This is a genomic window from Microaerobacter geothermalis (assembly GCF_021608135.1).
In the GTDB taxonomy this organism is placed as follows: Bacteria; Bacillota; Bacilli; order DSM-22679; family DSM-22679; genus Microaerobacter; species Microaerobacter geothermalis.
The window spans coordinates 83,221-94,960 of the sequence record NZ_JAKIHL010000006.1 but is presented as its reverse complement, the minus strand read 5'-3'; the positions used below and the strand labels follow the sequence as shown (position 1 = coordinate 94,960).

The window sequence follows — 11,740 nt, the reverse complement described above, 5'->3', positions numbered from 1 at the left end:
TTAAACGATGATCACTATAAAGAGTTAGGTGAAGACTTTTTACAGAAGCGAAACCAAGAACGAATGGAAAGATATTTTATCGCTAAGGTGCGTCAATTAGGATACGAAGTTCAGAAGAATACTGCATCATAACTACTGGAAACATTTACAACGATTATCCCGGGCATCCCTATACCCATTTTTATCTGGAAATTGATACCAAGCACTTGACATTTTTAGATCAGTATGCCCAGGGAGGGAATTATTTTCATATCAAAGAATTTACTAAGGACTGCCTTCGATTTCGTGCTTAGAAGAACGGAAATTAGCCGTCAAACTGACTCTATCTTTGAAATACCCAGATATTTTTGACGGCTCCGTTCTTTTCCCCGAAGTGGACATGAATCACATCTGGGTCGAACTCGACAAGCCGACGTGTAAAACTTTAGTTCCGGATCTATAGATGGGTTAAATGTTAATTATCGAGATCGGTATTCTTATAGAAGAGGAGTTATAAAGAACCGGAATGGAAGATAAGGATTTTCTACAGTTCATTGAACGGGTAAAAAAGAGGACGGGGATCGATCTTGCGCAATATAAGGAAGCTCAAATGAAAAGAAGACTGACCTCTTTACGGGAAAAGAGGGGATTTCATTCTTTTGAAACATTTTTTCAGGCCCTTGTGAAGGAACCAGCATTGTATCATGAATTTTTAGATCGAATTACCATTAATGTATCTGAATTCTTTAGAAATCCTGCGAGATGGGACGTTTTAACGAACAAAATTATTCCTGAGTTGATGAAGGAAACGAGAAAGTTAAAGATTTGGAGTGCAGCCTGCTCTACCGGTGAAGAACCTTATACGTTGGCTATGATTTTAAGCCGTTTTTACCCATTGCACGAGATAAAAATATTAGCCACTGATATTGATGATGGAGCGATAGACAAGGCCAAAAATGGGATTTATGTGGAAAGAGCGGTTCAAGATGTTCCTAAAGATTTACTTCATAAGTACTTTGTTAAGGAGCAATTTCATTATCGAATCTCCCAGGAAGTGAAAAATTGTGTACAATTCAAAAGGCATAACTTATTATCGGATCCGTTTGATACCAATTTTGATCTGATTGTTTGCAGAAATGTCATGATTTATTTTACAGAAGAGGCGAAGAGCCAATTATATCACAAATTTAACAAAGCCCTGAGAAAAGGCGGCGTTTTGTTCGTCGGTAGCACTGAGCAAATATTTCATCCTAGAAAATATGGATTTGATACGATGGATACATTTTTTTATCGAAAAATAGGGGAATAAGGAATGGGTATAATTTTCCAAACCTACCAATATAATAAAAGTATAAAGGTTACGTGGTAGGGGGGTAGTTCCATGGATAAAAAAAAGGTATTGGAGGCTTACCGTCGCGGACTTCTGACATTTCAGGAATGTGCCCAAATTTTGGGTGCTGAAAGAAATCAATTAAAGGATATACTGGATGCAAAAAAAGAAAAGGAAGCGTTACAATAGCCGGAAATCATCCGGCTATTCTCATGTTTCACACGACTGACTCCATCATTGAAATGCCCAGGTGTTTTTGATGGCTCCATTCTTTAGTCTCGAAGTGAACATTGAATACTTTACTGGAGAACCCGACTCACTGCAAGTGAAAACTTTTCAATTCCACTTCATATAGAAATTTAGATGTGGCTACATTTTTTCTTTACTTACCAGAACAAGCTATACTATAATAGCACCTAAAAGCGTTAAAGGGTAGGAGGATATAGTTGAAATGAGATATTTGACTGCTGGGGAATCCCATGGACCGCAATTGACAGCAATCATAGAAGGCATACCTAGCCAGCTTCCCCTTTCTTTAGAGAAAATTAACGAACAGCTTCAAAGAAGACAAAAGGGGTATGGGCGTGGTAGGAGAATGCAAATTGAAAAAGATGAAGTGAAAGTGGTGGCAGGTGTCCGCCATGGTTATACAACTGGCGCCCCTATCGCACTTATTGTAGAAAATAAAGACTGGGTTCACTGGGAAAAGATCATGAGTGCCACCCCTGTAGATGTTGGCGGGGATAAGCGAAGGGTTTCCCGCCCCAGACCAGGTCATGCCGATTTAAACGGAGCTTTAAAATATCGTCATCGAGATATGAGAAATGTTTTGGAGCGATCCAGTGCGAGGGAGACGGCAATCAGAGTGGCAGTGGGTGCAGTGGCTCGCCAATTATTAGAATATTTCGGGATAGAACTGGCCGGACATGTGAAACAAATTGGTTCGGTGCAGTCAAATGTTGAAGCCAGTCAATATTCCATTCAACAAATTCAGGAGATTACTGAAGCCTCTCCTGTTCGTTGCTTGGACAAAGAAGCGGAGAAAAAGATGATGGAAGAAATTGACCGGGCAAAGGAAGAAGGGGATTCTATCGGCGGTATTGTGGAGGTCATCGTAGAAGGAGTTCCTGTTGGATTAGGTAGCCATGTTCAGTGGGACCGTAAGTTAGATGGAAGACTTGCCCAAGCCATCGTCAGCATTCAGGCTTTCAAGGGAGTTGAAATTGGAATAGGATTTGCAGCTGCTGAATTGTGGGGATCCAAAGTTCATGATGAGATCATTTGGGATAAAAGTAGAGGGTTCACGAGAAAAACAAATCGTGCGGGCGGTATTGAAGGAGGAATGACCTCAGGGATGCCTATCGTCGTTAGAGGAGTAATGAAACCGATTCCTACATTATATAAACCCTTAAACAGTGTCGATATTGATACAAAGGAACCCTTTACCGCAAGTATTGAACGTTCGGACAATTGTGCTGTTCCAGCAGCCAGTGTAGTGGCTGAAGCGGTAGTCGCTTGGGAAATTGCCAATGCTCTTTGTGAGAAATTCTCATCTGATCATGTGGATGAAATGAAGGGGAATATCGAAGTTTATAAAAAATACCTGGAGAGCTTTTAAAATGGTTACATTGAAAGTAGAATTAGGGGATCGTTCATATCCTATCCATATCGGAAGCCATTTGTTGGAAAGACTTCATTCCCTTCTTTCGCCTTTTATTTCTAAGGGGAAAAAAGTGTTGATTATTACCGATCGGCACGTGGCCCCTTTATATCTCCAAACGGTAGAAGAACAGATTAGGAGAACAGGAGCCGATGTTTTTTCATATCAGGTAAATCCAGGTGAAAGTGCAAAAAGCTTATCTGTTTTTCAGGAAATCATCGGTTTTGCTTTGCAAAATGGCTTAGACCGCAAATCTGTGGTTTTAGCCCTTGGAGGAGGGGTAGTAGGTGATTTAGCTGGTTTTGTAGCGGCTACCTATATGAGAGGAATCCCATTTGTTCAAATACCCACTACATTATTGGCACATGATAGCAGTGTCGGAGGGAAGGTAGCGGTAAACCACCCTCTGGGAAAAAATATTATTGGGTCATTCCATCAACCTCTCATGGTTGTTTATGACACAAATACTTTAAAAACATTACCTTCCAGGGAACTGTCCGCCGGTTTTTCTGAGGTAATCAAGCACGGATTTATATGGGATGCCCAGTTTGTCCAATGGTTGGACCAGAATGCCCAGTCATTGTGGAATCTTGAAGAGCCGATGTTATCTGAAGCAATCTATCGGGGTTGTTTAGTAAAAGTTCATGTGGTTTCCAATGACGAGAAAGAAGAAGGGCTGCGGGCTATTTTAAATTTGGGGCATACGATCGGCCACGCAATAGAAACGTTATCCGGGTATGGAGAACTGAATCATGGAGAAGCTGTAGCCATTGGAATGGTTGGTGCCGCGAAGCTGGCTGAAAAACTGGGAATCGTTGAAGAGATATTTTCACTATCGGAAGAATATACACGGATATTAAAGAAATATCATCTTCCCACCTCTCTTCCTGGACACTTTTCACCAGATGAGGTGATTTCCGTCATGAAGAGGGATAAAAAAAATCGGGAGAATACCATTGTGATGGTTCTTCCAAAGAAATTTGGTGAAGTGATCATTACCAAAGGAGTACCGGAAGCAGCGATCAAGGAAGTGCTAACCGAGCTAAAACAGAAATGAAATAACTAGATGTAGACTCGGGGACTGAAGAAATGAGAGTTGACAATTCATTATTTTTGGTTTAAGGTATTCTATAATTATTAACCACATAATGATGAAACAGAGCCAGTCACGATGTTTAGTTTTATATAGACGGAACTAAACATACATGACCCGCAGGGTCACAAATTGATATGAAAAGGTATTTTCATATCAAAGAATTCACTAAGGACAGCCTTCGAGTTCGCACTCAGCGGAGAGGCTAGAGAACGGGAATTAGCCCTCAAACTGACTCCATCTTCGAAACACCCAGATATTTTTGAGGGCTCCGTTCTTTAGACTTGAAGCGGACCTGAATTCCTTCTTGCTCGAACTCGACTAGCGGACGTGTGAATCTTTAGTTCCACATCTATAGATGAACGTACTTTGTGAGCCGAGTTAAGTTGAGCAAATTTAGAAGAGTTGAGTTGAGGGGAGAAGAGTAAATAGATAGGCCATAGCCAGGGCGCCCCCATTGTCCTGGTTTTTTTCATTATTTTTTCAGTTTTTTCCTCATCTCATCTCTTTGGAAACGAAGAGGTGATTTAAATGATCGTTCCTCATTTTAATGATCTCCTGCAGTTGTCAGACAAGTTTAATGTGATTCCCATGTACAAAATGATCCACGCAGATGATGAAACCCCCATTTCCATTTACCAAAAGATCAGAAACAATCATTCTTTTCTGCTAGAAAGTGTGGAAGGAGGCGAAAGATGGGCTCGTTATTCCATTATAGGGGTAAAACCCTTTCTCCGACTAACCGGAAAAGGATATGATCTCCAAATTTATAACGATAAGGACGAAGTAACAATCGAAACAGGAAATCCTGTTCAATATTTGAAGGAACTGCTCTCAACCATGAAGAGTCCAGTTTTTTCTGAATTGCCCCCGTTTTTCGGCGGAGCAGTCGGTTATTTTGGCTATGATACGATCACTTATGTCGAGAAGATACCCAAGATTGAACACGACCCCTTGGAATTACCGGATATCTCCTTCCTGTTTTGTGATGAACTGATTGTGTATGACCATTTGAAACAAAGAATTTTCCTGATCTGTCATCTTCATGTGGAACCAAATGATACGGAAAAACAGTTGAAAACCAAATACCAGCATACGATGGGCCGAATCAGTAAATTGCAAGACAAAATTTCAAAGGGAAAAAGCAAGGGTTACTTATCCATGACGGGAATGGATGAGATCAATTCTTTACATGCTTTCAAATCAAATATGACAAAGAATGAATTCGAAGAGATGGTCGAAAAAGCAAAGGAATATATTAAATCTGGCGATATTTTTCAAGTGGTGTTATCTCAAAGATTCCATAGAAAAACACAGGTTGACCCCTTTATGGTATACCGCATGTTAAGGACAATCAACCCATCTCCGTATATGTATTATTTACAATTTGAAAAAGAGGTTTTGGTTGGAACTTCTCCGGAAATGTTGATCCGGGTGGAAAATGGGAAAGTTGAAACAAAGCCTATAGCTGGTACCCGGCCAAGGGGAAAAAGCAAAGAAGAAGATAACCGTTTAAAGATGGACCTCCTTCAGGACGAAAAGGAAGCGGCGGAACACCATATGCTGGTAGACCTAGGCCGAAATGATGTAGGAAGGATTTCAAGTTACGGAACGGTCACTGTCAACCAATTTAAAGAGGTGGAATACTATTCCCACGTCATGCACCTCGTCTCCCATGTTACAGGGGAGTTAAGGCCCGATATTACTGCTTATGATGCCTTAATGTCCGCTTTTCCCGCCGGAACGGTTTCCGGAGCGCCTAAGATAAGGGCCATGGAAATTATCGCAGAATTGGAAAAAGAAGCGAGGGGCCCGTATGCAGGAGCCATTGGGTACTTTGGTTTTAACGGAAATATGGATACTTGCATCACCATCCGAACTATTTTGTTTGTGAATGATCAAGCCTATGTACAGGCAGGAGCAGGCATTGTTGCGGATTCCATTCCAGAAAAGGAATATGAGGAAACCTGCAATAAGGCCATGGCGTTAATTAAAGCAATTGTAACGGCAGAACAATGTTCATATTCTGATCAGGAGGTTATATAAAAATGAAATCTTATCTGGAAAAGGTGATTTGCGGTAATCGGTTAAATAGGGAAGAAGCAAGGGAAGTTATGGAAAAAATTATGAACGGAGAGGCCACTTCGGCCCAAATTGCCAGTATGCTGACGGCCCTTCGGATAATGGGGGAATCTGTTGATGAAATTGTTGGTTTTGCCCAGGTCATGAGAGAGAAGGCAAAACGGGTATATGTAAAAAACGAGCGTTTGGTTGATACCTGCGGCACAGGGGGAGATGGCGGAAAAACATTTAATATTTCCACCGCAGCGGCATTAGTTTCAGCAGCAGGGGGAATTAAAGTAGCCAAGCACGGCAATCGCGCTGTTTCCAGCCGCAGCGGCAGTGCCGATGTTTTGGAAGCATTGGGAATCAAGATTACGTTAACAGAAGAGGAAGCAAGTCAAATGCTGGATGAAACCAACCTATGTTTCCTCTTTGCTCCCTTATTTCACCAGGCAATGAAACACGCCGTTCAGCCCAGAAAAGAGATTGGTTTTCGCACCGTATTTAATCTACTCGGCCCCCTTACAAATCCAGCGGGAGCCAAAAGGCAGCTGTTAGGCGTGTTTTCCCCTTCCCTAACGGAAACCATGGCTAACGTGCTGAAAGAACTGGGTACGGAGCGCTGTTTAGTGGTTTCAGGACATGATGGCCTTGATGAAATATCGGTCACTTCATCTACTCAAGTGGTAGAGTTGAGGGATGGGGAAATTTCATCCTTTGTCATTTCTCCGGAGGATTTGGGAATTCCTCGATATTCATTGGATGAAATCCGTGGAGGAGCCGCCGAGGAGAATGCTGCGTTAATTCGGGCGATCTTTAACGGTGAACAAAAAGGGGCTCCCCGTGATGTGGTTCTCTTAAACAGCGCTGCTGTTTTTTATCTGGCTGATGAAGTTTCCAGCTTGGAAGAAGGATTACAAAGGGCTAAGGAAGTGGTTGACCAGGGTTATGCCTTGAATAAGCTAAATCAGCTAAGTTCCAAAACAGGAGGTATCTCTTATGCTTCCTAAAATATTGGAAGTTAAGAAAGAAGAGGTATCCCGTCTCAAGAAGGGCTGGGATTCAGGGAAGATAGAAGAACAACTTGCTCAACAACCACCCTGCCGTTCTTTAACACAATCTATTACAAATCGAACGAGGAAAGTGGCCATAATTGCTGAGGTGAAGAAAGCATCTCCTTCAAAAGGGGTGATTCGGCCAGATTTTCATCCTGTTGATATTGCTTTGGCATATCATGAAGCAAAAGCAGAAGGGATTTCCGTATTAACCGATGAAACCTTCTTCCAGGGCCATTTGCAGTATCTGACCGAAATTAAGGGGAGGGTTTCCACTCCCGTCCTAAGAAAAGATTTTATTATTGATGAAATTCAAGTGGTTCAATCAAGGATTTCTGGAGCAGACGCGATTTTATTGATCGTTGCAGCATTAACAAAGGACCAATTGCAGCATTTATATGGGAAAGCAACAGAAGTGGGATTGGAAGTATTAATAGAGATCCATTCTTTACATGAGCTAGAAATTGCATTAACCTGTTCTCCCCATTTAATAGGAATTAATAACAGAGATTTGCACACGTTTCAGACGACTATAGATACAACGGTTTCATGTTTGCCTTTTATTCCTGCCCATATTCCGGTGGTAAGTGAGAGCGGGATTTTTACTCCCGATGATGTGAGAAGAGTGGGCGAGGCTGGGGCTTCAGCGGTATTGGTCGGAGAATCTTTGATGAGAAAAGAGAAAATTAAAGAAGCCGTTATTCAATTGGTTGGATAGGGGGATTAGGATGGGAACAATCGTAAAAATATGCGGATTGACCACTATCGAAGATTGTTTAGCGATTCAAGATTCAGGGGTGGACTATGTCGGCTTTGTCTTTGCTCCCAGCAGAAGACAGGTGTCAGCAGAGCTTGCAAAAACTTTAAGCGGTTATATCAAAAAAGATGTCAAAAAAACAGGCGTCTTCGTCAATCCGAGCTATACAGAAGTGGCAAGGGCTGTCTATGAATCAGGGCTTGATGCCGTCCAACTTCATGGTGATGAATCCCCGGCACTGCTGAGAAAGATTAAAAGGGAATTGCCGGTACAAATCATAAAGGCTATTCGGGTAAAGAATAAGGGGGACTTTCCAAGCGATACGCTGGAGGAACTGGGGGAGTGGTTCAATATCTTATTATTGGATACCTACAGCCAGTCTAGCTACGGGGGAACAGGTCACCGGTTTTCTTGGGATATGATCCCCACCTTTTCTCTCTGGGCAAAAGAGAGAAATAAATCTTTATTTGTTGCCGGAGGATTAAATGGAGAAAATGTAACAGATTTGATATATGAATATCAGCCGGATGGTGTGGATGTTTCATCTGGCGTAGAGACAGACGGAAGAAAAGATCAGCAAAAAATAAGGAGATTTGTGGAGAGGGTGAAGGGAATTGACTTTAAAGCCAGATGAAGCTGGGCGTTTTGGTAAATTCGGCGGAAAATTTGTACCCGAAACTTTAATGAATGCATTGGAAGAATTGGAACAGGCCTTTTATCATTGTCTTGGAGATCTTGAATTTATTCAAGAATTAAAATATCTTCATAAAGAGTACACGGGAAGACCCAATCCATTGTATGAGGCAAAGAACCTGACTAAACATATTGGTGGAGCAAAGATTTATTTGAAAAGGGAAGATCTGAATCATACCGGGGCCCACAAGATTAATAATGCCCTAGGTCAAGGATTGCTTGCAAAATATATGGGAAAGACGAAAATAATTGCCGAGACAGGGGCGGGGCAACATGGGGTAGCCTCTGCTACCGTAGCGGCACTCTTGGGTTTAAAGTGTAAAGTTTTTATGGGCGAAGAAGATATCAAGAGGCAGCGATTAAATGTATTTCGCATGAAGCTTTTGGGTGCAGAAGTGATTCCTGTTTCTTCAGGTTCCCGCACATTGAAGGATGCCACCAATGAAGCGATTCGCCATTGGGTAACCCATGTGGAAGATACATTTTACATGATAGGGTCTGTTGTAGGACCGCATCCTTATCCGTATATGGTTCGAGAGTTTCAAAAAATCATTGGCCAGGAAACAAAGGAACAATGCTTGGAAAAAGAAGGGAGACTGCCAGATGCCATCGTTGCTTGTGTAGGTGGTGGGAGCAATGCCATTGGAATTTTCTCTCCCTTTTACGAAGATAAAGAGGTTCAACTTTATGGGATAGAAGCCTCAGGAAAAGGACTGGAAACCAATCAGCATGCCGCAACGTTATCTAAAGGTCTACCCGGAGTCATCCACGGTTCTTATACTTATCTTTTGCAGGATGAATATGGACAAATTGAAGAGGCCTATTCCATTTCAGCAGGTTTAGATTATCCTGGCGTCGGGCCTGAGCATGCCTTTTACAAGGATTCAGGAAGGGCTTGTTATCTTTCTATCACGGATGATGAGGCATTGGAAGCGTTTAAAGCATTGTCAAAAACAGAAGGGATTATTCCAGCCATTGAAAGTTCCCATGCTGTAGCGGCAGCCCTTAAACTGGCTGCACAATTTTCGAAAGAAAAAATCATTATTGTTTGCCTTTCAGGAAGGGGAGACAAAGATGTGGAGCAGGTACAAAAAGTGTTAGAGGGGGAATCGGAACATGTCTAAACTGAAAGAAGCTTTTGTTAAAAAGACGACACGTGTTCCATTTATTCCTTTTATTACAGCAGGTTATCCCACTGAAGAGGCAACCATTGAGCTGGCATCTCTCCTTGAGAAGGAAGGGGCAATTGCCCTGGAATTAGGGGTTCCCTATTCCGATCCTTTAGCCGATGGACCTGTCATCCAATTTGTTTCCCAAGAGGCCCTTAAACAAGGGATGAATGTTGAAAAAGCAATAGATCTTGTTAAAAAGATGAGAAACCAAGGCATTCGTATTCCCATCATTCTGTTTAGCTATTATAATCCCGTATTGCGTCGCGGTATATCTCAATTGTTATCCCGTTTTAGAAATGCCGGAGGGGATGGCGTCATTATACCCGATTTGCCGGTGGAAGAATCGAAGGAATTTATCAAAGCATGCCATCAACATGCTCTTTCTTTCATTCCCCTGGTTGCTCCAACCTCAAAACAGAGAATAGAAAAAATCGTGGCAACGGCTGATTCATTCGTTTATTGTGTATCCTCATTGGGGGTTACAGGGGAAAGAAAAACATTTAATCACCTGATTGATCATTTTATTCGGGATGTTAGGGAACATACTTTGTTGCCCTTGGCTGTCGGATTTGGCATCTCTACTAGGGAACAAGTGGAACAGTTGATTCCAATGGCAGATGGACTGATTATTGGGAGTGCATTATTGAAAAAAATCATTGACGTGAATGAATGGTTATCGGATGAAGAGAAGAAAGAAAAAGGATATGAATTGATAAAAAAATTTTTACAGGAATTGTTTTCTTAAGTATATTAAGAGTAATATGATAAGAAAACAATAGAGGTGAAAAATGTATGCTAAAACCAAAGGAGAGGATAGTAAACCTTCCTGTTTATCAACCTGGTAAACCCATTGAAGATGTTAAAAGGGAGTATGGTCTTTCTGAAGTCATTAAATTAGCTTCTAACGAGAATCCGTTCGGTTGTTCTCCTTTAGCCAAAGAAGCCATTGGGTTGGCAGCCCAGCATCTTGAAATCTATCCCGATGGAGCCAGTGTAGAATTAACGAAAGCCCTGGCGAAAAAATTGGGAGTACAAACCAGTCAGATCATTTTTGGCAATGGGTCTGATGAGGTCATTGTGTTAATTACCAGGGCTTATCTGCAGCCGGGTACCAATACAGTAATGGCCACCCCAACTTTTCCTATCTATAAAACCAATTCTATTATTGAAGGGGCAGAGGTTAGAGAGGTTCCCCTCAAAGATGGAGCACATGATTTAAATGGAATGCTGGAACAGATTGATGAGAATACTAGGGTGGTTTGGATTTGCAATCCCAATAATCCATCTGGGACCATTGTGGGAAAAGAGGAATTGAGAACTTTTCTTCATGCCATAAGCAAAAACACGGTTGTAGTTTTTGATGAGGCATACTACGAATATGTGGAATCGTCCAACTATCCTGAATCCATAGATTGGATAAACGAGTATCCCAATCTGATCATTCTGCGTACGTTCTCAAAGATTTATGGATTAGCTGCCCTTCGAATTGGGTATGGAGTGGCAAATGCTGCACTAATTGATCATTTAAACCGAGTAAGGGAACCCTTTAATACAACCTCCCTGTCCCAAAAGGCTGCCCTTGCAGCGTTGCAAGATACCCATTTTGTGGAGGAGTGCCGACATAAAAATACCATAGGGAAAAAACAGTTGTATGAAGGATTCCAGCGTTTAGGTCTTTCTTATCTTCCTTCAGAGGCCAATTTTATCCTTGTTGATGTGGGAAGACCTGCTGGTTATGTGTTTCAATCCTTATTGAAAAAGGGGATTATTGTCCGTTCTGGAGAATCCCTAGGATTTCCTACTTCTCTTCGAATCACGGTAGGAAGTGAAGATCAGAATCTTAAATTGCTGGATAACTTGGAACAGATCTTAAACCAGTGAACCTTTAGCTCTAACCATCGGATCATGCATGTTTAGTTCCTTAATCTAGAGAAATA

At 41.7% G+C, this 11,740-nt stretch carries 11 protein-coding genes; all 11 read left to right on the top strand.

The features are described 5' to 3' along the window. Window positions 1–505 precede the first annotated feature (505 nt). The 11 genes from L1765_RS05165 to hisC all read left to right on the top strand — a co-directional run bounded on the left by L1765_RS05165 (window position 506) and on the right by hisC (window position 11,684). Complete coding sequence (locus tag L1765_RS05165; protein WP_236405586.1) at window positions 506–1,288, top strand: CheR family methyltransferase; 783 nt, start codon at window positions 506–508, stop codon at window positions 1,286–1,288. A gap of 72 nt (window positions 1,289–1,360) precedes the next feature. Beyond that, window positions 1,361–1,498, top strand: coding sequence for a hypothetical protein (locus L1765_RS05160; RefSeq protein WP_236405585.1), 138 nt, complete (start codon window positions 1,361–1,363; stop codon window positions 1,496–1,498). 262 nt (window positions 1,499–1,760) lie between these two features. After that, window positions 1,761–2,927 (top strand): chorismate synthase, encoded by a 1,167-nt coding sequence (gene aroC, locus L1765_RS05155; protein WP_236405584.1) that lies wholly within the window; start codon window positions 1,761–1,763, stop codon window positions 2,925–2,927. A 1-nt stretch (window position 2,928) separates the two neighbouring features. After that, window positions 2,929–4,026: a 3-dehydroquinate synthase gene (gene aroB, locus L1765_RS05150; protein ID WP_236405583.1), complete on the top strand. Its 1,098-nt coding sequence runs from the start codon at window positions 2,929–2,931 to the stop codon at window positions 4,024–4,026. 567 nt (window positions 4,027–4,593) lie between these two features. Continuing rightward, entirely contained in the window at window positions 4,594–6,108 is a 1,515-nt protein-coding gene (trpE, locus tag L1765_RS05145; protein WP_236405582.1) for an anthranilate synthase component I, read from the top strand. Between the two features lie 2 nt (window positions 6,109–6,110). Beyond that, window positions 6,111–7,136: an anthranilate phosphoribosyltransferase gene (gene trpD / locus L1765_RS05140; protein WP_236405581.1), complete on the top strand. Its 1,026-nt coding sequence runs from the start codon at window positions 6,111–6,113 to the stop codon at window positions 7,134–7,136. Next, the gene (gene trpC / locus L1765_RS05135; protein ID WP_236405580.1) at window positions 7,126–7,899 is read left to right on the top strand and encodes an indole-3-glycerol phosphate synthase TrpC; all 774 of its coding nucleotides are present in this window, start codon (window positions 7,126–7,128) and stop codon (window positions 7,897–7,899) included. The genes trpD and trpC overlap by 11 nt, the downstream gene beginning before the upstream one ends. 10 nt (window positions 7,900–7,909) lie before the next feature. Further along, on the top strand, window positions 7,910–8,572 hold the full coding sequence (locus L1765_RS05130) for a phosphoribosylanthranilate isomerase (RefSeq protein WP_236405579.1): 663 nt from the start codon (window positions 7,910–7,912) through the stop codon (window positions 8,570–8,572). Further along, window positions 8,553–9,755 carry a tryptophan synthase subunit beta gene (gene trpB, locus L1765_RS05125; protein WP_236405578.1) on the top strand — a complete coding sequence of 401 codons (1,203 nt, stop codon included), beginning with the start codon at window positions 8,553–8,555 and terminating at the stop codon, window positions 9,753–9,755. The genes L1765_RS05130 and trpB overlap by 20 nt, the downstream gene beginning before the upstream one ends. Continuing rightward, window positions 9,748–10,548, top strand: a complete 801-nt coding sequence (gene trpA, locus L1765_RS05120) for a tryptophan synthase subunit alpha (protein ID WP_236405577.1) — start codon at window positions 9,748–9,750, stop codon at window positions 10,546–10,548. The genes trpB and trpA overlap by 8 nt, the downstream gene beginning before the upstream one ends. Window positions 10,549–10,595: 47 nt before the next feature. Continuing rightward, complete coding sequence (hisC, locus tag L1765_RS05115; RefSeq protein WP_236405576.1) at window positions 10,596–11,684, top strand: histidinol-phosphate transaminase; 1,089 nt, start codon at window positions 10,596–10,598, stop codon at window positions 11,682–11,684. The last annotated feature ends 56 nt before the right edge of the window (window positions 11,685–11,740 follow it).